19 protein-coding genes and 2 pseudogenes are annotated in these 24,002 nt (G+C 61.3%); 13 read left to right on the top strand and 8 right to left on the bottom strand.

Features of this window, described 5'->3' with window-relative positions; genetic code table 11:
* Positions 1-2: 2 nt before the first annotated feature.
* Both J4E42_RS22690 and J4E42_RS22685 read left to right on the top strand, forming a co-directional pair.
* Positions 3-986, top strand: a complete 984-nt coding sequence (locus J4E42_RS22690; protein WP_207286221.1) for a FecR family protein — start codon at positions 3-5, stop codon at positions 984-986.
* Between the two features lie 97 nt (positions 987-1,083).
* A complete protein-coding gene (locus tag J4E42_RS22685; RefSeq protein WP_207286220.1) occupies positions 1,084-3,516 on the top strand; it encodes a TonB-dependent receptor in 2,433 nt (810 codons plus the stop codon).
* A 112-nt stretch (positions 3,517-3,628) separates the two neighbouring features.
* On the opposite strand, the gene J4E42_RS22680 is transcribed toward J4E42_RS22685, so the two are convergent.
* Complete coding sequence (locus tag J4E42_RS22680; protein WP_207286219.1) at positions 3,629-4,780, bottom strand: MFS transporter; 1,152 nt, start codon at positions 4,778-4,780, stop codon at positions 3,629-3,631.
* Between the two features lie 165 nt (positions 4,781-4,945).
* Between J4E42_RS22680 and J4E42_RS22675 the strand changes: the two genes are divergently transcribed.
* Positions 4,946-5,938, top strand: coding sequence for a diaminopimelate epimerase (locus J4E42_RS22675; RefSeq protein WP_207286218.1), 993 nt, complete (start codon positions 4,946-4,948; stop codon positions 5,936-5,938).
* A gap of 144 nt (positions 5,939-6,082) precedes the next feature.
* On the opposite strand, the gene codA is transcribed toward J4E42_RS22675, so the two are convergent.
* Together codA and J4E42_RS22665 are read right to left on the bottom strand one after the other, a co-directional pair.
* Positions 6,083-7,330: a cytosine deaminase gene (gene codA / locus J4E42_RS22670; protein WP_008038314.1), complete on the bottom strand. Its 1,248-nt coding sequence runs from the start codon at positions 7,328-7,330 to the stop codon at positions 6,083-6,085.
* 259 nt (positions 7,331-7,589) lie between these two features.
* Positions 7,590-8,414: an alpha/beta fold hydrolase gene (locus J4E42_RS22665; protein WP_008038316.1), complete on the bottom strand. Its 825-nt coding sequence runs from the start codon at positions 8,412-8,414 to the stop codon at positions 7,590-7,592.
* Between the two features lie 152 nt (positions 8,415-8,566).
* Between J4E42_RS22665 and J4E42_RS22660 the strand changes: the two genes are divergently transcribed.
* On the top strand, positions 8,567-11,344 hold the full coding sequence (locus tag J4E42_RS22660) for an RHS repeat-associated core domain-containing protein (protein ID WP_207286217.1): 2,778 nt from the start codon (positions 8,567-8,569) through the stop codon (positions 11,342-11,344).
* A gap of 73 nt (positions 11,345-11,417) precedes the next feature.
* On the opposite strand, the gene queD is transcribed toward J4E42_RS22660, so the two are convergent.
* Both queD and J4E42_RS22650 read right to left on the bottom strand, forming a co-directional pair.
* Entirely contained in the window at positions 11,418-11,774 is a 357-nt protein-coding gene (queD, locus tag J4E42_RS22655; protein ID WP_008025299.1) for a 6-carboxytetrahydropterin synthase QueD, read from the bottom strand.
* A gap of 74 nt (positions 11,775-11,848) precedes the next feature.
* The gene (locus tag J4E42_RS22650; protein ID WP_207286216.1) at positions 11,849-12,928 is read right to left on the bottom strand and encodes a patatin-like phospholipase family protein; all 1,080 of its coding nucleotides are present in this window, start codon (positions 12,926-12,928) and stop codon (positions 11,849-11,851) included.
* Between the two features lie 274 nt (positions 12,929-13,202).
* Between J4E42_RS22650 and J4E42_RS22645 the strand changes: the two genes are divergently transcribed.
* From J4E42_RS22645 to J4E42_RS22630, 4 genes are read left to right on the top strand one after another with little or no spacing between them, the layout of a single operon-like run.
* Positions 13,203-13,511, top strand: coding sequence for a PepSY domain-containing protein (locus J4E42_RS22645; RefSeq protein WP_008025303.1), 309 nt, complete (start codon positions 13,203-13,205; stop codon positions 13,509-13,511).
* Complete coding sequence (locus J4E42_RS22640) at positions 13,511-13,816, top strand: PepSY domain-containing protein (RefSeq protein ID WP_008025305.1); 306 nt, start codon at positions 13,511-13,513, stop codon at positions 13,814-13,816. The genes J4E42_RS22645 and J4E42_RS22640 overlap by 1 nt, the downstream gene beginning before the upstream one ends.
* Before the next feature lie 3 nt (positions 13,817-13,819).
* Complete coding sequence (locus J4E42_RS22635) at positions 13,820-14,488, top strand: response regulator transcription factor (protein ID WP_008025306.1); 669 nt, start codon at positions 13,820-13,822, stop codon at positions 14,486-14,488.
* Positions 14,485-15,798: a sensor histidine kinase gene (locus tag J4E42_RS22630; protein ID WP_207286215.1), complete on the top strand. Its 1,314-nt coding sequence runs from the start codon at positions 14,485-14,487 to the stop codon at positions 15,796-15,798. The genes J4E42_RS22635 and J4E42_RS22630 overlap by 4 nt, the downstream gene beginning before the upstream one ends.
* A gap of 126 nt (positions 15,799-15,924) precedes the next feature.
* Here J4E42_RS22630 and J4E42_RS29790 read toward each other — a convergent pair whose 3' ends face one another.
* The gene (locus tag J4E42_RS29790) at positions 15,925-16,680 is read right to left on the bottom strand and encodes a methyl-accepting chemotaxis protein (protein ID WP_404943259.1); all 756 of its coding nucleotides are present in this window, start codon (positions 16,678-16,680) and stop codon (positions 15,925-15,927) included.
* A 102-nt stretch (positions 16,681-16,782) separates the two neighbouring features.
* Positions 16,783-16,929: pseudogene (locus tag J4E42_RS29785) on the bottom strand (HAMP domain-containing protein); the annotation flags it as partial.
* A gap of 1,513 nt (positions 16,930-18,442) precedes the next feature.
* Between J4E42_RS29785 and J4E42_RS22620 the strand changes: the two are divergent.
* The 3 genes and pseudogenes from J4E42_RS22620 to J4E42_RS29775 all read left to right on the top strand — a co-directional run bounded on the left by J4E42_RS22620 (position 18,443) and on the right by J4E42_RS29775 (position 21,629).
* A complete protein-coding gene (locus J4E42_RS22620) occupies positions 18,443-19,759 on the top strand; it encodes a Na+/H+ antiporter family protein (protein ID WP_162130708.1) in 1,317 nt (438 codons plus the stop codon).
* A gap of 187 nt (positions 19,760-19,946) precedes the next feature.
* Positions 19,947-20,723: pseudogene (locus J4E42_RS29780) on the top strand (cache domain-containing protein); the annotation flags it as partial.
* An 84-nt stretch (positions 20,724-20,807) separates the two neighbouring features.
* Positions 20,808-21,629 (top strand): methyl-accepting chemotaxis protein, encoded by an 822-nt coding sequence (locus J4E42_RS29775; protein WP_404943258.1) that lies wholly within the window; start codon positions 20,808-20,810, stop codon positions 21,627-21,629.
* A gap of 257 nt (positions 21,630-21,886) precedes the next feature.
* Here J4E42_RS29775 and J4E42_RS22610 read toward each other — a convergent pair whose 3' ends face one another.
* Positions 21,887-22,822 carry a LysR family transcriptional regulator gene (locus J4E42_RS22610; RefSeq protein WP_207286213.1) on the bottom strand — a complete coding sequence of 312 codons (936 nt, stop codon included), beginning with the start codon at positions 22,820-22,822 and terminating at the stop codon, positions 21,887-21,889.
* Between the two features lie 213 nt (positions 22,823-23,035).
* On the opposite strand from J4E42_RS22610, the gene J4E42_RS22605 reads away from it, so the two are divergent.
* Both J4E42_RS22605 and J4E42_RS22600 read left to right on the top strand, forming a co-directional pair.
* Complete coding sequence (locus J4E42_RS22605; RefSeq protein ID WP_008035174.1) at positions 23,036-23,521, top strand: DMT family transporter; 486 nt, start codon at positions 23,036-23,038, stop codon at positions 23,519-23,521.
* Between the two features lie 2 nt (positions 23,522-23,523).
* Positions 23,524-23,976, top strand: a complete 453-nt coding sequence (locus tag J4E42_RS22600; RefSeq protein WP_192419822.1) for a DMT family transporter — start codon at positions 23,524-23,526, stop codon at positions 23,974-23,976.
* Positions 23,977-24,002: the final 26 nt, after the last annotated feature.

The following is a 24,002-nucleotide window of genomic DNA, read 5'->3' as shown; positions in this document are numbered from 1 at the left end:
CCATGATGGATACTCGTGATTGCGCGTGCGGGCAAACGACGGTTCGCGATGAGGCGGCGCAGTGGTTTGTGCGTTTGCAGGAGCCGGCCATTGACGTCGAAGAGCGCCAGCGTTTCGAGCACTGGCTGAACGAGCACCCTCAGCACCGCGACGAATTTCAGTTGCTTCAGGGCCTGTGGACAGCCGCCGACCTGGTGCCGCGTGCGCGACTGCAAGCCTTGTGCGAAACCCCGCCGGCGCGCAGCAAACGTCGGCCGCTGGTGCGTTATGCGGTGGCGGCCAGTGTGGTGGCCGTGGCGCTGGGCCTGGGCCTGTTCAGCGGTTTGAATCAACCGGCGCCTTACACCGCCGAGTATTCGACAGCGTTGGGCGAGCGTCGCCAGGTGGCGCTGCCGGACGGTTCGGTGATCGACCTGAACAGCCGCAGCCGTCTTCAGGTGCGCTTTGAAAAAGGCCAGCGCGGCATCGAGTTGACGCAAGGCGAGGCGATGTTCAGCGTCGCCCACGACAGCGATCGGCCATTCGTGGTCGAGGCGGGCAGCGGCAAGGTCACGGTCACCGGCACGCGCTTCGATGTGCGTCGCGGCGTCAGTGACACCCGGGTCGTGGTGGAGCAGGGTACGGTCAGGGTTCAGGGGCACGGCGCGGCGGACAATGAGTTCGTCAACCTTACCGCTGGCCTGGGAACGCGCATTGATGCCCAGGGCAAAGTGGCCGCGGCCTATGCGGTCAACCCTGCGGAACTGACGGCCTGGCGCAACGGCAAACTGGTGTTCAACAACGCCAGCCTGGCCGAAGTGGCCGAGGAAGTGTCGCGTTATCGGGACAAGCCACTCACCGTCGGCAACGACACAGTGGGCAATCTGCGCCTGACCAGCGTGTTCAAATCCGACAACACCGACGCGCTGCTCAAGGCCTTGCCGACCATCTTGCCGGTGGCCGTGCGCACCCTCGATGACGGCAGTCAGGAAATAATTTCAAAATAAATTCAGGTTTTTTTCGAGTTGATCGTCTTCCTGTCCAACTGCAACTGGTTTGCATTAACAGGCGCACACTCTTGCGATCCACAGGACTACGTTCGACGTGAAAAAAACCACCGCTAAAAACAACAACTCCCTTTGGTTGCCGCTGGCCCTTGCGCTGGCGGTCAACGCTGCGCTGCCCCAGGCCTTTGCCGCCGATGCCATTCACATCCCGGCGCAACCCTTGGGTCAGGCGCTGAGCGAGCTCGGCCAGCAAACCTCGTTGCAGGTTTTTTTCAGTCCTGAACTGGTCGCCGGCAAACAGGCCCCGGCGGTGGATGGCAACCTTTCGCCGGAGCAGGCCTTGCGCCAATTGCTGCAGGGCAGCGGTCTCGAGTATCAGATCGACGAAGGTTCGGTGACCCTGACGCCGGCTCCATCGCCGACTTCCGCCGCCAATGGCCCGCTGGAACTGGGCGTGACTGACATCAAGGTCGTCGGTGACTGGCTCGGTGACGCCGATGCCGCCGTGGTGCAGAACCACCCCGGCGCCCGCACGGTGATTCGCCGCGAAGCCATGGTCGAGCAAGGCGCGATGAACGTCGGTGACGTGTTGAAGCGCGTGCCCGGCGTGCAAGTGCAAGAAGCCAACGGCACTGGCGGCAGCGATATCTCCCTGAACGTCGGCGTGCGCGGCCTGACTTCGCGTCTGTCGCCACGCTCCACCGTGCTGATCGACGGCGTACCGGCCGCATTCGCGCCGTATGGCCAGCCGCAGCTGTCCATGGCGCCGATTTCCTCCGGCAACCTCGACAGCATCGACGTGGTGCGCGGTGCCGGTTCCGTGCGCTACGGGCCGCAGAACGTTGGCGGTGTGATCAACTTCGTGACCCGCGCAATCCCGGAAAAAGCCTCCGCCGAAATCGGCACCACCCTGGAAACCTCCAAGCACGGTGGCTGGAAGCACATCGACACGGCGTTTGCCGGCGGTACCGCGGACAACGGCATGGGCGTGGCGCTGTTGTACTCGGGCGTGAACGGCAACGGTTACCGTGAGCGTAACAACGGCAACGATATCGACGACGTGCTGCTCAAGACCCACTGGGCGCCGACCGATGTCGACGACTTCAGCCTCAACCTGCATTACTACGACGCCAGCGCCGACATGCCCGGCGGCCTGACTCAGGCGCAGTACGACGCCAATCCGTTTCAGTCCGACCGCAACAACGACAACTTCAGCGGGCGCCGCAAGGACGTCTCGTTCAAGTGGGCGCGGCAGATCGATGACCGTACCCAGGCAGAAGTGCTGACGTACTACTCCGACAGCTTCCGTGGCAGCAACATCGCCGCCCGCGACCAGAAGACTATCGGCTCGTTCCCGCGTACCTATTACACCTTCGGCATCGAACCGCGGGTGTCTCATGTGTTCGACGTGGGCCCGACCACCCAGGAGGTCAGCGTCGGTTATCGCTACCTCAAGGAAGGCATGCACGAACAGGCGACCCGTCTGGAGCTGAACAAGAGCAACGAGCCCGTCGTGACCAAGGCCTCGGACGGCCATGTGTACCAGGACCGCACCGGCGGCACGGAAGCCAACTCCGTTTACCTCGACGACAAGATCGACGTCGGCAACTGGACGATTACCCCCGGCATCCGTTTCGAGCACATCAGCACCGACTGGCATGAGCGCCCCGTACGAGATGCCGATGGCAAGCGTGTGACCGAGAAGAACCGCAGCATCGAAAGCAACGAGCCGCTGCCGGCCTTGAGCGTGATGTATCACATTTCCGATGCCTGGAAACTGTTCGCCAACTACGAGACTTCGTTCGGCAGCCTGCAGTATTTCCAGCTCGGTCAGGGCGGTACGGGTGACAGCACCGCCAACGGTCTGGAGCCGGAAAAAGCCAAGACCTACGAGCTCGGCACGCGCTACAACGATGATGTGTGGGGCGGCGAAGTGACGCTGTTCTACATCGACTTCGATAAAGAGTTGCAGTACATCAGCAACGATGCGGGCTGGACCAACCTCGGCGCAACCACGCACCAAGGCGTTGAAGCATCGGTGCATTACGACATGGCGGCACTGGACCCACGGCTCGACGGCCTGAGCGCCAACGCCGGTTTCACCTACACACGTGCCGTGTATGAAGGGGAGATTCCGGGCTTCAAGGGCCGTGACCTGCCGTTCTATTCGCGCCAGGTCGCAACTGCCGGCTTGCGATATGACATCGACCGCTGGACCTACAACGTCGATGCGTTTGCCCAGTCCAAACAACGTTCGCCGGGCGTTGCCGTGAATTCCAATGGCAGCTTCACCAACAACTACATCACCGAAGGCACTGCCGACGGTCAGTACGGCGACATTCCCGGTTACGTCACCTGGAACGTGCGGGGCGGTTATGACTTCGGCGCGCAGCTATCGAACCTGAAAGTCGGCGCCGGGGTGAAAAACATCTTCGACAAACAGTACTTCACCCGCTCCAGCGACAACAACTCGGGCATGTACGTCGGCGCACCGCGCACGTTCTTCGTGCAGGCCAGTGTCGGGTTCTGATAGACCGAGTCGCCTGCATCGCCGGCAAGCCGGCTCCTACAAGGTTTTGCGTCGTGCACAAATTGTGTGAATGACATCAAACCTGTAGGAGCCGGCTTGCCGGCGATGCTTTTCAGGCCTTCAACACCTTCCCGCCAATGGCAACCGCCACCAGCAACACCGCCATCAGCCCAAAGGCAAAACTCAAACTGCTGCCGTGGGCGATGAACCCGATCACCGCCGGCCCCGCCAGAATCCCCGCGTAACCCAGCGTCGTAATCGCCGGCACGGCAATGCTTTCAGGCATGACCGTCTGCTTGCCCACGGCGGTGTACAGCACCGGCACGATATTCGAGCAGCCCGCGCCCAGCAGCGCATAACCCACCAGCGCCATCTCCCAGCTCGGTGCGAACGTCGCCAGAAACAGGCCCCCGGCGGCCGTCAGCCCACCGAACACGATCACCCGTGTCGCGCCGAGGCGCCGGACGATCTTGTCACCGGTCAACCGCCCGGCCGTCATGGTCAGCGCAAACGCCGCATAACCCAATCCCGCATAGGCCGTGTCGATCCCGCGTTCCTGCGCCAGGAACACCGCGCTCCAGTCCAGCGCCGCGCCCTCGGCAAGGAACACGATGAAACACATCCCGCCGATAAACAGCACGATGCCGTGGGGAATGGCAAAGGCCGGCCCGGAACTTTCGCTGCCATACGGCAGCAGGTGCGGCGCGGCTTTGCACAGTGCGATCAGCAGCAGCACGATCACCACCAGCATCGCCCCCAACGGAGAAACCCCAAAGCCGAGCAGGGCACTGACGCCCGCCGCCCCGACAATCCCGCCGAGGCTGAACAGCCCGTGGAAACCCGACATCATGGTTTTGCCGCTGGCGCGCTCGACGATCACCGCTTGCAGGTTCACCGTCGAATCCACCGTGCCGAGGCCCGCGCCGAACATGAACAAGGCCGCTATCAGCGCCGGGACCGAGGACACCGTCGCCAACAGTGGCAGCGCCAGACAGATCAACAACGTACCGCCCGTCAGTACGCGCCGGCAGCCGAAACGCGTGGCCAGCAGCCCTGCCATCGGCATCGCCAGAATCGAGCCCACCCCCAGGCACAACAGCAGCAAGCCGAGGGTGCCTTCATCCAGCCCGGCCCGGGCCTTGGCGTAAGGCACCAGCGGCGCCCACGCGGCAATCCCGAAACCGGCGATGAAAAAGGCAATGCGCGTGGACATCTGTTCCAGGCGTCCGGGCACGAAAGTGGTGGGCGTGTTGAGGTTGGTCATATCGATCCTTGGCAAAAAACGTCGCGTCCCCAAGGGACAGTGACTCACCCATGAGGTTCGATCAGTGTCCGGACGGTTTCGCGGTCAGGCAGGGGGACATCCTTGCACAGCCCGTCGCGGTTTCGCGATATGTTGCACGCCTGTGATGTTTACACGGGAGGCGCCATGACGCCGTTCTACGATGCTCGAGGCAATATCTACGCGGTAGTGGCGCCGGATGCAGTGCGCCGCGAAGGGATCGATTTACCTGAACAGGCCAGTCTGGCGGCGCAAACCCGCACGACCTGGGCAGTGTCGGCCATCGAGGCGTTCTGTGCCTGGGCGCCGGGCACGCAACCGCCCGGCAGCAAGGACCATCGTTGCGACGGTCTGCTGGTCGGCCCGTTTCAAACGTCGCCGCCGTTCGATCTGTTGATCGTCAACACCGACGGCACCCTGGCCGAGCGCAGTGGCAACGGGCTGACGATTTTCTCCCAGGCGCTCAGCGACCAAGGGCTGTTTCCGGAAAACGCGCCGTGTGTGCTCAGGGTTCATCACGACAAGGCCGACACGCCTTCGCCCGGTGAGACATCGGTGAACCGCGCGCAGGTCGAGGGTGTGCAGGGTTTCTGGCTGGATCTGGGCAAACCGGCGTTCGGGCCCGAGGCGGTCAGTGCTCAAGGGGTGACCGATGTGGCATTCAACGGTCGTGGGCTCAGCCACGTTCAATCGTTGTCGGCGCTGGATCCCGCCTGGTCCCGCAGCCAGTTCGTGCGGGTCGGCAATCCGCATTGCGTAACGCTTGTGGACGATGCCGAGGCATTGCCGGCCAATGAGCAGATGCGCGAAGCGCGATTGTCCGAAGGGTTGACGCGCATTGCCTACGCGATGCCGACCGGGGCAGGGCGACCGTGCCCGGCGGGGGTTAATTTGCAATGGGCGATGCGCGAGTCAGCGGGGCGAATTGCTGCTCGGGTGTTTGAACGTGGGGAAGGGCCGACGGCGTCGTCCGGTACCAGTGCGAGCGCGGTGGCGTGTGCGGCTTGGCGGGTGGGTTGGGTGGCGGCGGGTGAGGTGAAGGTGGTGATGCCTGGTGGGACTGCGCCGATTTTGTTGGAAGAAGAGCAGGGTGAGTTGAGTCGGGTCAGCCTGTTTGGTACGGCGCGATTGATGGGGTGATCTCAAGATCGCCATCGCGAGCAGGCTCGCTCCCACAGGATTGCAGCCGTACACAAAAATTGTGTCCACTGAAGATCATTGTAGGAGCGAGCGATGCGGCGATCCGACTTGCCCGCGAAGGCGTCAGCTCAGCCAACACAAAACTCAGGGTTGCTCACCAAAAAACTCCACCACCGGCATCTGCCGCTTCATCAACACCTTCCCATCACGAACCGAATACAGCGGCAAGCCCTGACTGCGGATCACCTCGTAATCGCTGTCCGCCGAAAGAATCAGCAAATTCGCCGGCCGCCCGCGCTCAAGTCCATACCGATCCCCCAGGTTCATCGCCCTGGCGCTGTTGTCGGTGACCAGGTCCAGCGCGCTTTGCAGGTTGCGATACCCGAGCATGTGACAGATGTGCAGACCTGCTTCGAGCACCCGCAAAATGTTGCCGTTACCCAGCGGATACCACGGGTCGACGATCGAGTCCTGGCCGAAGCACACGTTCATCCCCGCTTCGAGCAACTCATTCACCCGAGTGACGCCACGACGTTTCGGAAAGTTGTCGTAGCGCCCTTGCAGGTGAATGCTTTCGGTGGGGCAGGAGACAAAACTGATCCCCGAATGCCCGAGCAGGCGAAACAGTTTGGCGCAGTACGCGTTGTCGTAAGAGCCCATGGCCGTGGTGTGGCTGGCCGTGACCCGCGAGCCCATGTCGCGGCTGCGGGCTTCTTCGGCGAGCACTTCGAGAAACCGCGAGTGCGGGTCATCGGTTTCATCGCAATGCACGTCCACCAGGCAACCGGTGCGTTCGGCGAGGTCCATCAGGAACTTCACTGAACTCACGCCCTGATCGCGGGTGTATTCGAAATGCGGAATCCCGCCGACCACGTCCGCGCCCATGCGGATCGCTTCTTCCATCAGTTCACGACCGTTGCGGTACGACTCGATGCCTTCCTGGGGGAATGCAACGATTTGCATGTCGATCAGGTGCCGGCTTTCCTCGCGCACTTCGAGCATCGCTCTCAGCGCCGTCAGCTGCGGGTCGGTGACATCGACATGGGTACGCACATGCTGGATGCCGTGGGCGGCGAGGGCCTGGATGGTTTTCCTGGCGCGGGTCTTGGTGTCTTCCTCGGTGATCGTCACCTTGCGCTCGCCCCAGCATTCGATGCCTTCGAACAGCGTGCCGCTCATGTTCCAGCGCGGTTCGCCTGCGGTGAGCGTGGCGTCGAGGTGGATGTGCGGTTCGACGAAGGGCGGCACCACCAGGTTGCCGCCGGCGTCCAGATCATCGGGGCCCAGGGTCGGCGCTTCGGTCTGACGGGCAATATTGCTGATCAGGCCGTTTTCCAGGTGCAATTCATGCAGGCCTTCTTGGTTGCGCAGGCGGGCGTTGATGATGTGCATCAGGCGAATCCTTTTGGAGATCTTGTAGTAGTGCGTTGGCGCGTCAGTTATAGACATTAGCGCGGCAACGGAAATCGAGCATCGGACAGATGTGAACTTTGACCACGGCAGCGAAAGAAAAATGCCCGCCATTGATCGGGACCACACCGCTTCCCTGTAGGAGCCGGCTTGCCGGCGATGGCGGTATAACAGGCAACATATGTGCCGACTGACACACCGCTATCGCCAGCAAGCCGGCTCCTACAAGAGTCCGTGTGTTTCAGGGGGCTTTTGGGAGAAAACGCAGCAGCGCGGCAACGATCGCCTCCGGCGCATCTTCCTGAACCAGATGCCCGGCATTGGGGATTGGGTGAAACTGCGCCCCCGCAATCATCTGCTGCAGCGCGCGGCCACGCTCGATGGGGATCCACTGATCATCCTCGCCCCACAGAATCTGCACCGGGCAACGAACCGTCGGGTACAACCCCTCGACCTCACGGGTATAGCGCTGATCCATCTGCGCGATCTGCCGGTAAAACGCCGCTTGCCCCGGATCGCCCAGCCACGGTTGCACGTAGGGCGCGAGTTCATCGTCGGGTATGTCGCGCTTGATCGCCCCGCGAACATAGGCCGACACAATCGCCCGCTGAATGTAATCGGGCACGCCGCTGAACACCGCTTCATGCTGACGCACCTGCTGCACGAACGGCGAGCCCCACGGCGTCAACGCCACCGGGTCGATCAGCGTCAGGCTGCGGTAGTCCTTGCCATTCAGCAGATGCGCGCGCAGCACCGTCGCGCCGCCGAAATCGTGGGCCACCACATCCGGGCAATCCAGCCCCCAATGCTCCAGCAGCTGCGTCAACAACTCGTTCTGCACGCCCAGCGACACATCGCCCTCGACCTTCTCGGACAGCCCATAACCCAGCAGGTCGAAATAATGCACCCGGTGCGACGTGATGAAGTGCGGCGCAATCCGGTGCCACACATACGAAGAGAACGGCGTGCCATGCACGAACACCAACGGCGGGCCGTCGCCACGCACGGCGTAACGGACGGAGTGCCCGTTGAAGCGATAGGTTTGAGCCAGCGGCCAGTCAGTCATGGGGACGTCCTCTTGGCGGGTGCGAGCGAAAAAGCATAGGCATAAAAAAACCGCTCGTCCCGGCAGTTTTTTTGATCTGTCGGATCAGCGGGATGAATACCTGTGATTTGTGACAGTAGACGGCTGTTGATGGCGGATGATATCCACAGCCCATGGACAACCTCAGCCTGCATCACGGAACGCCCACTCTGGCGGTCATTGACCCGCGCGGCCTGGCTGTGCGCAGCGTGGCGTACTGGCGTGGGGAGAGTGGTCAAACATCGCAGGCGCGGGTGACGCGGCAGGTGTTCGATGCGGCGGGAAGGGGGATTGAGCAACGGGATGCGCGGTTGTCCGCGTCTGCGCTGAATCATCGTTTCACCCTGACCGGCAAGGTGTTGGCGACTGACAGTGTCGATGCCGGGTGGCGGGTGTTGTTGCCCGGGCAAGCGGATGAGGTCTTGAGTGGATGGGACAGTCGGGGGGCTCGGCAGGATACGCAGTACGATTCGTCGCTGCGTCCTGTTGCCGTAAGAGAGCTGGAACGGGTTGTGGAGCGCTTTGAATACGGCAGCGCCGGGGCCGGTTTTGATGCTGCCAATCAATGCGGTCGAGTGATTCGCCACGACGATCCGGCGGGCACGCGGCACATGCCGGCGTACGATCTGCGGGGGTTCGCGTTAAGTGAAATCAGCCACTTTCTGGCCTCCCTCGATCCGCCGGATTGGCCGCTGGACTGCGCCGCACGCGATCGCTTGCTGGAAGCTGATCCCGGGCTTGCAAGCCATTGGGCCTATAACCCGTTGGGCGATTTGCTAAGCCTCACCGACGCCAAAAAACACCGTCGTCACTTCACCTACACCGTGGCCGGGCAGCTCAAGGACGGCTGGTTGCAACCGGCGAACACTGTCGCACCCGGACAATGCCTGGTGCACGACATCCACTACAACCCCGGCGGAAAAGTCGAACGGGAAACCGCTGGCAACGGTGTGGTCACCGAGGCGCAGTACGCACTGGATGATGGGCGCCTGTTGCGCTTGTGCGCCGGGTTGCCGAACACCGCGCCGCTGCAAGACCTGCGATACAACGTCGACCCGATGGGCAACATCCTCCAGATCGACAATCACGCAGTGCCGATTCGTTACCACAACAACCAGCGCATCGACGGCCAATGTACCTACGGCTACGACACCTTTGGTCAATTAACCCACGCCACCGGCTGGGAAGCCGAGCGCTCATCCAGTTATCCCGGCACTCCCTACCGCGCCTCGGCCAACCCCAACGCCGTGGTCAACTACCGCGAAGAATACGACTACGACGCGGGCGGCAACCTGACCGAACTGCGCCACCTCGGCGTCCAGCCGTTCACCCGGCGCTGGGACATCGACCCGGACAGCAATCGCAGCCTGCTCAAGGGCGAACAACCACCGGATTTCGCCCGCCATTTCGACGCCAACGGCAACCTGCAATATTTGCAGCCTGGCCAAACCATGACCTGGGATGCGCGTAACCAGTTGTCCAGCGTGTCACCGGTGGTGCGCGAAGACGAAGACGAAGACGACGACACCGAACGCTACCTCTACGGCGGCGGTGGCAAACGCCTGCGCAAAGTCCGCACTGCACTGGCCGCCGCCCGCACCGTGATCGCCGAAGTGCGCTACCTGCCGGGGCTGGAGATCCATCATCGTCCGGGCGGCAAGCAGCATGAAGTGCTCGACCTGGAGGCCGGACGCAATCGGGTGAGGTGGCTGCACGGCGCCGATGCGCCCGACCATTCGTTGCGTTACCACCTGACCGACCATCTCGGGTCCGGGACGCTGGAATTGGATGAACACGCCAGGGTGCAGAGCCGCGAAGTGTATTACCCGTTTGGCGGCACGGCTTGGGAGGATCATCGCGATCAGAGCGGTGCGTACAAAACCATTCGCTATTCGGGCAAGGAACGGGATGCGACCGGGTTGTATTACTACGGATATCGCTACTTTGCGCCGTGGCTGTGCCGATGGATCAACCCTGACCCGGCGGGGGCGGTGGATGGGTTGAATTTGTATTGTTTTGTGGGGAATTCGCCGGTGGGGCATGTGGATGTGGATGGGCGGATGATGGAGGACGATCTGGATGTTCCGGGTAACATCGATGATTTTCTCCAAGATACCGGTCCACTTCCGCCTCAAGCGATTGCAATAATCGAGGGTGATTTGCGCTCGCAAGATACGCAGTATTCGAACATTTCTTCATTTCATGGAGACACAGATCCTTCGGCAGTGTTGAATTTTAACTCACTCACTGAACAGGCATTTACATCCGAAGTTGGGCCTACTGTGCCTCCCCCATCGGCCAAACGTTATGCTTGTCCTGGTTGTGATAAAAGTTTTAATAAGAAGGGGCGCCTTTCCGAGCATTCGAGAATGCATACCGGAGAAAAGCCATACTTGTGTTCTTGGGGGGACTGTGGTGGAAAATTTTCCAGTAAAGGTATTCTGCGCGAACATATGCGGATACATACTAATGAAAGACGATATGCCTGCAAAAAAGTGGGGTGCACCGAAAAATTTACGCAATATTCCAGCCTTACGAAACATAAGAAAACGCATACTGGTGAAAGACCATTTGTCTGCAAAGTAGAGGGATGTGGGGAAGCGTTTACGCAGAGCAGTAATCTTACTCGTCATAAAAAAAAGCATAACAGGCCAAATGTCTGCACAGCAGATGGGTGTGGCGCAGCGTTTGCGCAGGAAAGCAAACTTGCGAAACACTTACTAACTCATACTCTGCAATATGTGTGCTCGAAAGAAGGGTGCGGTAAGGCGTTTGCGGATAGTAGCAAGCGTAATGAACATGCTTGGGTTCATAGGGTAAGGGATACTTGCCCGGTTGAGGGATGTTACAGTCGGTTGAGTTCTCCACAAGCGTTAAGAAAACATATGAAACTGAATCATCCTGGGTTGTAGGCTTGCTGACGATATTTTCACCAAGTTAACAACCTAAAAACCACCGATTTCGGTGGTTTTTTGATCTATCGACTTATTCGCCGCGATAGATGCAACCGCTGGTGCACGTCTCGTGAATACGGATCGCGCTGAGTTCTGGCAGCAATGGCTTGAGTTCAACCCAGATCCACTTCGCCAACACTTCACTGGTCGGATTCTCCAACCCCGGAATGTCATTCAAGTAGTTGTGATCCAGGCGCTCATACAACGGCTTGAAGATCGCCTTGATCTCGGAGAAGTCGCGAATCCAGCCGGTATGCGGGTCCAGATCGCCACTCAAATGAATCGCCACTTTGAACGAGTGACCGTGCAGGCGGCCGCACTTGTGGCCTTCCGGGACGTGGGGCAGGCGGTGGGCGGATTCGAAGGTAAATTCTTTGAAGATTTCCACAGTGGTTTCAGCTCTGTCAGGTGGCGATCGCCGTAGCGATGTGGGCAGGCGGCGAGTTTAACAGTTTGTCCTGACTAAAGGGTCAGCAAGCGTTCGCCAAGGCGACCGTTGGCGGCCAGTTCGAGAAACTCATCGCCCAGCCTGCGACTTTCATCCATGGTCGTACGCCAGTATTTCTGCCGGCTCGGCGCATCGCCCATGAAGCGCTTGAAGTCGTTACGGTCCGGCAGTTTGCCGTAGGGCAGGCGGGCCAGGTATTCCTTGGACGGCGCCAGCAACAGGACATCCTGCAAGCGCGTTGGGCAGGCACGGCGCCACGGCAGGGTTTTGTCGAACCAGCCGGGAATCACCCGGTCGGTGAAATGTGGGTACAGCACGATGTCGTTGCCGCTGTAGGGCAGGTCGAGGTGATAGTCGAGCAGGCCGCCGTCGCGGAACGTCCCGGCGCCAGCGCCCGGCAGGTCGCGCACGCCTTCCATGACCATCGGGATCGAGCCCGAGGCGAGCAGGGCCTGGCGCAGGTTGCCGGCATTCAGCGCGACGAAGCGCGAGGGGAAATCGTTCAGCGCGTTGACCGGCGGTGCCAAGCGCGGGTCGTGGATGATCAGCCGCTCGAAATGCCGCGACAGCCGCGCGCGACCGCGCAGGTTGTCGGCGATCACCGACGACAGGCCCAGCCCGAGACGACCGCGATGATCGTCCGCAAGCAGGCCGTGGCTTTTGACCACCATGATGTTCAGCCGGTAATTCGCGTTGCTCAGAATCGCCGCATCGCGACCGTCGAGCAGGTCATTGAGCATGCGTTGCGAGCTCTGGCTGATCTGCGCCATGGTCACGCCCTTGGCGAAGTTCTGCTCGGTGTACAGGTGACCAAGGCGGCGGATGCCTTCGGCGGCGTCCGGCAGGCAGGCACTGGCGAAGCGCCAGGAGCCGACCGAGGCGCCGATCAGCGACCGCTCACGCGGCGCGGCGGGCAGCCATTCGCCAAACAGCGCCAGGTCCAGACCTTGAATCCCCAACGCCTTCGGCCCGCCGGCAGCACCCGGCAACGTACCGACATCGGCGGCGTTCAAGCCGTGCTCACGGATGCGCGCCAAGGCACGCGGGCCGGCCTTGAGGGTCAGGGAAGGGAACTTGATGTGGATGGCGGTCATACCGGTCTCGATGTCTGGCAAGCGGGCGGATTATAAACAGGTCAGGCAACGTCACAAATCTACTGTGGGAGCGAGCCTGCTCGCGATGGCGTACTGACATTCAACATTGATGTCGACTGACACGACGCCATCGCGAGCAGGCTCGCTCCCACAGGTTTTGTGTCGGTCGGTGATGGCGCGTTGTCATGGCCAATGATGGCAATTCAGTTTCAATTAAGTTCGAATCGCTAAGGTGCCTTCCGTACGCAACACATAAAAAATACGGAGACACCCCATGAAAACCCTGACTGCCCTGTTCACTGCCTCCATCGTCGCCATGACCGTCAGCATCGCCCACGCTCGCGACCTGGGCCCCGACGAAGCCCTGCGGCTGCGCGACGCTGGTACCATTGTGTCTTTCGAGAAGCTCAACGCCACGGCACTGGCCAAACACCCAGGCTCGACGGTCACCGAAACCGAGCTGGAAGAAGAGTACGGCAAGTACATCTATCAGGTGGAGCTGCGCGACCCGCAAGGCCTTGAGTGGGACCTGGAATTAGACGCGGTCAGCGGGCAACTTCTCAAGGATCATCAGGATACGTAATGAAGGTGTGTTCATTGTCACGCATGGCGCTGGTGCTTCTGGCGTTTTGCTCGATCGTCATGGCCCGCGACCTTGATCAGGACGAAGCCCTGCGCCTGCGCCAGCAGGGTGTGATCCTGCCGCTCGAACAAGTGGTGAAGCAGGCGCTGGAGCGTTATCCAGGCTCAAAACTGCTGGAAGCCGAGCTCGAAGAGAAACACGACGTCTACATTTATGAAGTCGAACTGCTGACCACCGAAGGCGTGGTCCGTGAACTGGACCTCGACGCCGCCACTGGCGAGTTACTGAAAGACAAGGAAGATTGACCGATGCGATTGCTGCTGGTGGAAGACCATGTGCCCCTGGCCGACGAACTGATGGCCGGCCTCAACCGCCAGGGCTACGCCGTGGACTGGCTGGCCGACGGTCGCGACGCGGTGTATCAGGGCAGCAGCGAACCGTATGACCTGATCATCCTCGACCTCGGTCTGCCCGGTTTGCCGGGGCTCGACGTGTTGGCGCAATGGCGCGCCGGTGGGCTGGCCACGCCGGTGTTGATCCTCACCGCGCGCGGTTCCTGGGCCGAACGGATCGAAGGCCTCAAGGCCGGCGCCGACGATTACCTGAGCAAACCTTTCCACCCTGAAGAGCTGCATTTGCGCATTCAGGCGTTGTTGCGCCGCTCACATGGCCAGGTCAATCAACCGACGTTGCAGTCGGCCGGATTGCACCTGGACGAAGGCCGGCAATGCGTGACCCGCGACGGTGCCGACATCCAGCTCACCGCCGCGGAATTTCGCCTGCTGCGCTATTTCATGCTGCACCCCGAGCAGATCCTCTCCAAAAGCCACCTCGCCGAACACCTCTACGACGGTGAAACCGAGCGCGATTCCAACGTGCTGGAAGTTCACGTCAACCACCTGCGGCGCAAGCTCGGGCGCAGCGTGATCGAAACCCGTCGCGGCCAGGGTTACCTGTTCGGCGGGCAAGCGCAGTGAGGTCGATCCAGCGCCGCTTGAGTCTGGGGCTGATCAGCGTGATGGTGATCGTCGGCCTGGTGCTGGCGCAAACCAGCCTGTGGTTGTTCGAAGTGGGCTTGCAGCGCTACCTCGAAGCGGGGCTGCGCAACGACAGCGAAAGTTTGCTGGTGGCGCTGGTGCGCGGGCCGCAGGGCTTGCAGCTGGATGAACGCCATCTGTCACCGGCCTATCAACGGCCGTTTTCCGGGCATTACTTCCGCATCGATTTTGCTGACAGCCATTGGCGCTCCCGTTCGTTGTGGGATCAGGAGTTGCCGCGCCTCGACCATCCCGGCCTGCACAGCAACCTGCAACTGGGGCCGGAAGGCCAGCAATTGCTGGTCTTGCGTTCGGACTATCGCCGTTTGGGACAATCGATCTCCATCAGCGTCGCTCAGGATTACACGCCGGTGCGCGAGAGTTTCAAGCGCATGCAGCAAGTGGGGCTGGGGCTGGGGCTGGCGGGGTTGCTGCTGATTTTGCTGTTGCAACGGATCACCGTGCGCCGCGCCTTGCGTCCACTGGAAAAGGCCCGTGAGCAGATTGCTCAGTTGCAGCAGGGCCAGCGTTCGCAACTGGATGATCAGGTGCCGGTGGAACTTGAGCCGTTGGTGGCGCAGATCAACCATTTGCTCGCTCACACCGAAGACAGCCTCAAGCGCTCGCGCAATGCGCTGGGCAACCTTGGGCATGCCTTGAAAACCCCGCTGGCGGTGTTGTTGAGCCTGGCCTCCAGCGAGAAACTCGACGCCCATCCCGAGCTGCGCAAGATCCTCAAAGACCAATTGGCACAGGTTCAGCAACGACTCAACCGCGAGCTTAACCGCGCACGGTTGTCCGGCGATGCGCTGCCGGGGGCGTTGTTTGATTGCGATGCGGAACTGCCGGGATTGCTCGCCACGTTGAACATGATTCACGGCGAACACCTTGAACTGAGCTATATCGCGCCGGCCGGGTTGCAGTTGCCTTGGGATCGCGAAGACTTGCTGGAGCTACTGGGCAACCTGCTGGACAACGCCTGCAAATGGGCGGATGCCGAGGTACGGTTGAGCGTGGTCGAGACGGCCGCAGGGTTTGAGCTAAGCGTGGAAGATGATGGGCCGGGCATTCCCGAGGACCAGCGTGCTCAGGTGTTCAGCCGGGGTACGCGGCTGGATGAGCAGGCGCAAGGGCATGGGTTGGGGCTGGGGATTGTGCGCGACATCGTCGACACGTGGGGCGGGGTGTTGCGGCTGGAGGAGAGCGAGTGGGGCGGGTTGAAGGTCGTCATCGAACTGCCCAAACGCTGACATTGAAAACCCCGATAACCTGTAGGAGCCGGCTTGCTGGCGATGGCGTTCTGTCAGGCAACACATGTGTTGAATGTATCGCCGCCATCGCCAGCAAGCCGGCTCCTACAGGAGGTGTGTTGTCAGTCAGACGCGGAATTGATCCATCAGGCTCTGCTGCTGATTCGCCAGGCTATTCAGCGACTGGCTCACCCGCGCCGACTCATTCGCCTGCCCCGACAGCGATTCGGTCACGTCCCGGATCGTCGCCACGTTGTTGTTGATCTCTTCTGCCACCGCACTTTGCTCTTCCGCCGCTGAGGCAATCTGCAGGTTCATGTCGCTGATCACCGTTACTGCGTCGCCGATCTGGCGCAACGCCGTGACGGCCTGGCTGACCTGCTCGACACTGCCCTGAGCCTGGCGATGGCTGTTGTTCATCGACCCCACCACATCCTGCGTGCCGTTCTGCAACTGCTCGATCACCAGACGGGTTTCTTCAACCGACTCCTGCGTACGCCGCGCCAGGTTGCGCACTTCGTCGGCGACCACGGCAAAACCGCGTCCGGCCTCACCGGCACGGGCCGCTTCGATGGCGGCGTTGAGGGCCAGCAGGTTGGTCTGCTCGGCGATGGCGCGGATCACTTCCAGTACCGAGCCGATTTTCTCGCTGTTGGCCGCCAAACCTTCGACCTGCACCATCGCTGCGCTCATGTCGGCGGCGAGGTTGTCGATGCTGGTGGTGGTCTGGTCGATCACGGTCAAGCCACGGCGGGTGGCGTGATCGGCATCGCGCGCTGCTTGTGCCGCTTGTGCCGCGCTGCGGGCAACGTCCTGGGCGGTGGCGCTCATTTCGTGGGAAGCGGTCGCCACCTGATCGACCTGACGGTATTGCTGTTCCATGCCGGCGCTGGTCTGCGTGGCGATGGCAGAAGACTGGTCCGCCGTGCTGCGTGCGTCCTGAACCGAGCGTTTCACCTCGGCGATGATCGGCTGCAACTTGTCGAGGAAACGGTTGAACCAGCCCGCCAACTGGCCTAGTTCATCCTTTTTGTCGTAGGCCAGACGCCGGGTCAGGTCGCCTTCGCCGCTGGCGATGTCTTCGAGCATGTGCGCCACGCCGAGGATCGGTTTGGTCACGCTGCGCGCCATCAGCCACACCAGCAACAGGCCGATCAACGCGGCCAGCACGCCGAGGCCGAGTTCGACCAGTGTGCCGGCGGTGTTGCTTTCATCGAGTTGTTTTTTCAGGGTTTCGGCGGGGCCGACCAGGACTTTTTCCGGCACATCGAGCAACACGCCCCACGATTTGCCGTCGGGGATCGGCTGGAACGGCGACAGCACTTTCAACTGCTGGTTGCTGTGCAGGCTGGCGGTTTTGCTGCTGGCGGCGAGCAGGCGGATCAGTTCGGTGCCGTTGGTTTTATCCACAGCGTCCAGGCGCTGGGCGAGTTTGCTGGCGTCCGGGCTGTAGCCGGCGAGCAAACCGGCCGGGCTGATGATGCTGACGTTGGTCTGGCCGTCATAAAGCTTCTTGCTCGCGCCCTGGCTGACCGCTTGCAGGCTGTTGAGGTTGATGTCCACCGACAGCGAGGCGATGACTTTGCCATTGACCATCAGCGGGAACACGATGCTGGTCATCAGCACGTTCTGGCCGTCGATCACATAGAAGTAGGGTTCGATCACGCAGGGCTTGAGCGAGGTGCGCGGGCAGGTGAACCAGGCGTTGGCGGGTTCGCCGCTGGGGCCGGTGCTGGTGTCGGCCATGTCAGTTTCGGGCAGCGCCATCGACGTCACCTTGCCGGGGGTCGGTTGCGACCAGTACAGCGCGAAACGGCCCTTGTCGTTGCTGCCCAGCTCAGCCTGGCCGGCAAACAGTTCATCCTTGCCGTCCAGCGCATTGGCTTCGAACACCAGCGACAGGCCGAGCAATTCCGGGTTGGCTTGCAACGCAGACTTGACCTGGCGGGTCAGGTCTTCACGCAGGTCGAAGGCATCGAGAAAGCGCTTTTCGGCCTGATCGCGCAGGAACAACACCTGACGCGAGAAGCCGTGGCCATATTGATAGGCATCCATGAACTGCTGGCGAATGTTCAGCGCCTGGTTTTCGCCCTGGGACTCGATCCGGGCCTGGGCGGCTTCAGTGAGCATCTCCATGCTCGAGGCTTTCACCAGCTCGGAACTGTGCTCCATGCGATACAGCGAAAGACCTACCAGCAAGGTCACGATACCGGCGAGGCAAAGCCCGGCCAGCAGGGTGATTTTCCATTGAATGGAAAGTTGTCTGAGCGACATGGAGACGTCCTTATTCGATAAATATCTGAGACTTTGCACTGTAACGGCCGAAAATCCGCATTCTTTACGCCGTCCGACGAAATGGAATCATTATCACGAATCCTGTAGGAGCCAGCTTGCTGGCGATGGCGTCCGCCCAGTCAATAACGGGGGGACTGAACCACCGCCATCGCCGGCAAGCCGGCTCCTACAGGGGGCGATGTCGTTTTGGAAAGGGAGGGCCTAGCTTGCGTTCGGGTCTCGCGGCTTTGACAAGGCGGTGATGGTCCGGCACAGTGCGCGCCCTCTAATAAAACCCATTCCTTATCCCGCTGGCGGCTCTTCGCAGACTGCCGGCCGGGCTCATTTCGCTTGCCTTGAGGTAACGATGATTAATGCTGTAATTGCCGCGGTCGGCATCATGCTGATTCTCAGCCTGTCCCGTGTGCACGTGGTGATCGCGCTGATTATCGGCGCGCTGGTGGGTGGTTTGACCGGTGGCCTTGGCATCGACGCCACCTTGAAAGCCTTCAACAGCGGCCTCGGCGGCGGGGCGACGGTGGCCTTGTCTTATGCCTTGCTCGGCGCCTTCGCGGTGGCGATCGCCAAGTCCGGCCTGGCCCATGCGCTGGCCGACAAAGCCCTGGCCATGGTTGACCGCCAGCACGCCAACGGTGGCGGTTCTGTTAAGTGGCTGCTGATCGGCCTGCTGTGGGTGGTGGCCATCGCTTCACAGAATATTCTGCCGATACATATCGCTTTTATTCCGTTGCTGGTGCCGCCGCTGCTGTATGTGCTGACCAAGCTGCAACTGGATCGGCGGTTGATCGCCTGCGTCATGACCTTCGGCCTGATCACCCCGTACATGTTCCTGCCAGTGGGCTTCGGCAACATCTTCCTCAATGAAATCCTGCTGGCCAACGTGGCCCGCAGCGGCGTCGATATCAGTGGCATCAACGTCACCCATGCCATGGGCATTCCGGCGCTGGGCATGGTGGTGGGGCTTGCGGCAGCCTTTATCAGCTATCGCAAGAAGCGCGTCTACGACCTGGAAAAGATCGAACAGGTCGAGCAGGTCGCGGTGCAGTACAACCCGCTGAGCCTGATGGTTGCGGGTGTGGCGATTGCGGCGGCGTTCATTATTCAGTTGTTGCTGGACTCGATGATTATCGGTGCACTGGCAGGCTTTTTGATCTTCTCGGTGTCGGGCATCGTGAAGTGGCGCGACACCGATGACCTGTTCACCGAAGGCATGAAGATGATGGCGATGATCGGTTTCATCATGATCGCCGCCTCGGGGTTTGCCGAAGTGATGAAAGCCACCGGTCAGGTACAGACGCTGGTTGAAGCGTCGGCGTCGTGGATCGGCCATAGCAAAGGCATCGGTGCGCTGCTGATGTTGCTGGTCGGTCTGCTGGTGACCATGGGCATCGGTTCGTCGTTTTCCACCGTGCCGATTCTGGCGGCGATTTTCGTGCCGCTGTGCGTGCAACTGGGGTTCAGCCCGATCGCCATCGTCTGCATCGTCGGCACCGCCGGCGCGCTGGGTGACGCCGGTTCGCCTGCTTCCGACTCGACGCTCGGCCCGACCTCCGGCCTGAACATCGACGGTCAGCACCACCACATCTGGGACACCGTGGTCCCGACCTTCCTGCATTACAACCTGCCGCTGCTGGCGTTCGGCTGGGTGGCCGCGATGGTTCTCTGAACGAAGATCCCCTGTGGGAGCGAGCCTGCTCGCGATGATCTGTCAGCCAGATTGATGGCGACTGACACTCCATCGCGAGCAGGCTCGCTCCCACAGAGGGGATTGCATTGGCCACTGATTCAACTTTTGGTTGCGCGTGCCGTTAAAGCCTTTAACCACGCCAATAAAACCAAAAGAGTGAACCGTCATGCGCATGAGCCTGAAGGCTAAAGTCCTGTCCCTTGCCGTCCTCCCGGTGTTGCTCTTTGCGCTGGTTATCAGCCTGACCACGTTGTTCGTTCTGCAGGAACAGGCCCGCAAGGAAGTCGAGGAGACGCGCCAGCGCCTGCTCAGCGACGCCAAGGCTACCCTGCAAAGTTACGTCGCCGTGGCCATGACCGCGATCAAACCGCTCTACGAGGCCGCCGCCCCTGGCGATGACGCGGCGCGGGCCCAGGTGATCAAATTGCTGTCGAGCATCAGCTACGGCAAGGACGGCTACTTCTTCGGCTACGACTCCAACACCGTGCGCCTGTTCAAGGCCAACAGCCCCGAAGGCGTGGGCCAGAGCTTCAAGGACAACCGCGACCCGAACGGCGTCTACGTCAACCGCGATCTGGTGAAAGTCGCCAAAGACGGCACTCACTACCTGCAATACAGCTCGCCATTGCCTGGCAACACTCAGGTGCTGGTACCAAAACTCGGCTACACCGAATACCTGCCGAAGTGGGACATGGCGGTCGGCACCTCGGTCAACCTCGACGGTATCGAAGCGCAGGTGGCCGTGGTCGAAGCCAAGGTTCAAGACCGGATGGAAGGCGTGTTGCTGAGCATCATCGGCATCGCCGCCGTCGTGCTGCTGCTGATTGCCGCCGCCGGCATGCTGCTGGCCAACACCATTCTGCGTCCGCTGAACCTGATGAAAGCCAACCTCGACGACATCGCGGCGGGCGAGGGCGACCTGACCCGGCGCCTGACCATCACCAGCCAGGATGAACTCGGCCAACTCGCCGGCTCGTTCAACCGGTTCGTCGACAAGATCCACGGCCTGGTGCGCCAGATCACCGAAATGACCTCGCAATTGACCGGGCTGGTGAACCAGGTCTCCGATCAGGCCCAGCGTTCGGATCAGGCGATGGAGCGTCAACGTCACGAGACCGATCAGGTGGCCACGGCGATCAACGAAATGTCGGCCGCCGCGCAAGAAGTGGCGAAAAGTGCACAAAACGCCGCAGTGGCGGCGCAGCAGACCGACGAAGAAGGTCAGACGGCCAAGCGTGTGGTGGCCGGCAGCATCGTCAAGATCCATGCGTTGGTCGACGATATTCGCAGCAGCGGCGTGTCCCTCGACAGCCTGCAGAAGGATGTGTCATCGATTGTCAGCGTGCTCGGGGTGATCCGTTCGATTGCCGAGCAGACCAACCTGTTGGCGCTCAACGCCGCCATTGAAGCGGCCCGTGCCGGTGAGGCCGGTCGCGGTTTTGCGGTGGTGGCCGACGAAGTCCGTGCGCTGGCCAGCCGCACGCAAATCAGCACCCAGGAAATCCAGGGCATGATCGACCGCTTGCAGGCCGGCACTCAGTCGGCGGTGGAAGCGATGCGCCGCTCCAGCGAGGCCGGCGACGGCACGTCCATGCAGGCCAACGAAGCGGGTGCTTCGCTGGACACCATGGCTCAACTGATCGGCACCATCAACTCGATGAACGCGCAGATCGCCAGCGCCGCCGAGGAGCAGACCGCCGTGGCCGAAGAGATCAACCGCAGTGTGCATCAGATCGCGGTGGCCGTGGACAACGTGGCCGGCGAAACCCAACTCGGCGCCCAGACGTCCCGCAGCCTGGCTGATCTTGGCCAGCGCCTCGGCACTCTGGTCGGCCAGTTCCGCATCTGACCCCCACACCTTGTAGGAGCCGGCTTGCCGGCGATGGCGGCATGTCAGCCAACATCGATGTCGACTGACACAACACCCCTTTGTAGGAGCCGGCTTGCCGGCGATGGCGACATGTCAGCCAACATTGAAGTCGACTGACACAACACCCCTTTGTAGGAGCCGGCTTGCCGGCGATAGCGGTGTGTCAGGCGCCATCAATGTTGACTGACGCGCCGCCATCGCCGGCAAGCCGGCTCCTACAGGTTGTGCTGTCAATGTTACGGCCTGTCCCAATACGGCACAGCCCCAAAGCATTCGACATAGAAATCAATCACCGTCCTTACCTTCACCGACAACCGTCGGCTCCCGGGCCAGAGCACGGCGATCTGTTGCGGCTCAAGGCTGTTGGACACCTGATACTCCCCCAGCACCGGCACCAGCGTGCCGTTGCGCACCGCTTCACCAATCAGCCACGACGGAAACATCACCAGGCCCAGGCCTTGTTCGGCGGCCTGTGTGAGGGTGTCGGCGTGGTTGCCGGTGATCGGTCCCTTCACCGAGTAGGGCTTCCAGTCCTGCTGACCCTGGCGGAAAAACCAGCGTTGCTGGCCGGCCACGCCTTTGTAGGCCAGGCATTGATGCGCCGCGAGGTCTTCGGGATGCAACGGTGTGCCATGGCGTTTCAAGTACGCCGGGCTCGCCGCCACCTGAAAGCGTTGAGGCGCCAAAATCCGCGCCTGCATGCTCGAATCGTGCAGCGGGCCGATGCGAAACAGCAGGTCGGCACCTTCCTGTAACGGTGCGACGTAGCTGTCGGTCTGCTGGATATCCAGCTGCAATTTCGGGTAACGCTCGCACAGTTGCCCCAGCCAGGGCGTCAGGTGCCGTTGGCCAAACACTACCGGCGCGTTGATCCGCACCAGCCCGCTCGGCTCGCTTTGTTGTTCTTGCAACGCCTGTTCGGCTTCCTCCAACTGCACCAGCACCAATCGCGCATGGTCGCCGAGCAAGCGTCCGGCTTCCGTCGGCGTGACTGCGCGGGTGTGGCGGTAAAGCAATTGCTGGCTCAGCGCCTGTTCCATCAACTGGATCTGCCGGGAAATCGACGACGGCGCCAGGCCCTCGCGGCGGGCGACTTCAGAGAAGCTGCCGTGGTCGAGTACGGCGACAAACAGCCGAAGTGCCTTGAAACCCAATTCGTGGAGGCCGTGCATGAAGAATCCTGCTGTGCGAGTTACGCAAAAGTGTTGTCAGGATGCTCCCATTTATCGCACAGCAGCGCCAGCCGATAATGCGCGCCAATCACACCGACAACACAAATCCCGTGTAGGAGCCGGCTTGCCGGCGATAGCAATCTCGAGGACGCCATCGCCGGCAAGCCGGCTCCTACAGGGATCGCGTGTTGATCGATAACACAGGAGTTCCCAATGCAATCTTCTTCAATCGATATCGCTGTCACACCAGCAACCAAACCCGGGTTGCGGCTTTTGCTGCTGCCTTTGGTGATCCTGGCCGGTATGGGCCTGTCCGTGGAGGCCGGTCTGCTCGGGCCGCTGGGGGTTCAGGTCGGTCACTTGTGGGCGACGTTGAGCATCTTCGGCGTCGGCTCGGCGATCCTGTTTTTCCTGCTGTTGCTCAGCGGCCCGCAAAAGGGACCGGCCTTCAGCGACCTGCCGCGCTGGCAGTTGATCGGCGGTTTTCTCGGGCCGATCTACGTGGTGGTGCTGACCCTGGCCACGCCGTACATCGGCATTGCGATGACGATGATCGCGATCCTGTCCGGGCAGGTCGGTAAAAGCGTGCTGATCGACCACTTCGGCTGGTTCGGCGCCACTCGTAAAAAGGTCAACGGTGAACGTTGGCTGGCCTTGCTGCTGATTGTGGCGGCACTTGTTCTGATTGCGCGGGGTTAATGATGAATCTGATTATTTTGTTGGCGGTGGTCGTGGCTGCCGGTGCGGTGTTGAGTGTTCAGGCCGCCATCAATGGGCGTCTGGGCGAAACGGTCGGTGTGCTGCGCAGCAGTTTGTTGACGTTCGTGGTGGGTGCGGTGAGCACCGGGTTGCTGATCCTGTTTTTCGAGCCGGCCCATGCCGTGAGCCTGCTGGACGTGCCGAAATGGCAGCTCAGCGGCGCGCTGTTCGGCGTGGTGTACATGATGGTGATGGTGGGGGCGGTGCCACGGGTGGGTACGGCGGTGGCGACGGTCGCGGTGATCGTCGGGCAGTTGGGCATGGGGATGCTGATCGATAACTTCGGCTGGCTGGGCAACCCGCAGATCGAACTGTCCGGCAGCCGGATACTGGCGATGGTGTTGCTCGGGTTGGCGCTGGTGTTCATGTATCGCAGCAATACCCGCCAGGCCTGACCGCTTTCGCTTTCCTGTAGGAGCGA

It is taken from the genome of Pseudomonas sp. FW300-N2A2 (assembly GCF_017351735.1).
Classification (GTDB): domain Bacteria; phylum Pseudomonadota; class Gammaproteobacteria; order Pseudomonadales; family Pseudomonadaceae; genus Aquipseudomonas; species Aquipseudomonas migulae.
This window is presented reverse-complemented; position numbering and strand designations above follow the sequence as displayed.

Bases quoted from the DNA above. Each gene is read 5' to 3' on its own strand.
- J4E42_RS22690 (WP_207286221.1), top strand. From the start codon at position 3: ATGATGGATACTCGTGATTGCGCGTGCGGGCAAACGACGGTTCGCGAT.
- J4E42_RS22680 (WP_207286219.1), bottom strand. From the start codon at position 4,780: ATGACCAACCTCAACACGCCCACCACTTTCGTGCCCGGACGCCTGGAA.
- J4E42_RS22675 (WP_207286218.1), top strand. From the start codon at position 4,946: ATGACGCCGTTCTACGATGCTCGAGGCAATATCTACGCGGTAGTGGCG.
- codA (WP_008038314.1), bottom strand. From the start codon at position 7,330: ATGCACATCATCAACGCCCGCCTGCGCAACCAAGAAGGCCTGCATGAA.
- J4E42_RS22665 (WP_008038316.1), bottom strand. From the start codon at position 8,414: ATGACTGACTGGCCGCTGGCTCAAACCTATCGCTTCAACGGGCACTCC.
- J4E42_RS22660 (WP_207286217.1), top strand. From the start codon at position 8,567: ATGGACAACCTCAGCCTGCATCACGGAACGCCCACTCTGGCGGTCATT.
- J4E42_RS22650 (WP_207286216.1), bottom strand. From the start codon at position 12,928: ATGACCGCCATCCACATCAAGTTCCCTTCCCTGACCCTCAAGGCCGGC.
- J4E42_RS22645 (WP_008025303.1), top strand. From the start codon at position 13,203: ATGAAAACCCTGACTGCCCTGTTCACTGCCTCCATCGTCGCCATGACC.
- J4E42_RS22640 (WP_008025305.1), top strand. From the start codon at position 13,511: ATGAAGGTGTGTTCATTGTCACGCATGGCGCTGGTGCTTCTGGCGTTT.
- J4E42_RS22635 (WP_008025306.1), top strand. From the start codon at position 13,820: ATGCGATTGCTGCTGGTGGAAGACCATGTGCCCCTGGCCGACGAACTG.
- J4E42_RS29790 (WP_404943259.1), bottom strand. From the start codon at position 16,680: ATGGAACAGCAATACCGTCAGGTCGATCAGGTGGCGACCGCTTCCCAC.
- J4E42_RS29775 (WP_404943258.1), top strand. From the start codon at position 20,808: ATGACCTCGCAATTGACCGGGCTGGTGAACCAGGTCTCCGATCAGGCC.
- J4E42_RS22610 (WP_207286213.1), bottom strand. From the start codon at position 22,822: ATGCACGGCCTCCACGAATTGGGTTTCAAGGCACTTCGGCTGTTTGTC.
- J4E42_RS22605 (WP_008035174.1), top strand. From the start codon at position 23,036: ATGCAATCTTCTTCAATCGATATCGCTGTCACACCAGCAACCAAACCC.
- J4E42_RS22600 (WP_192419822.1), top strand. From the start codon at position 23,524: ATGAATCTGATTATTTTGTTGGCGGTGGTCGTGGCTGCCGGTGCGGTG.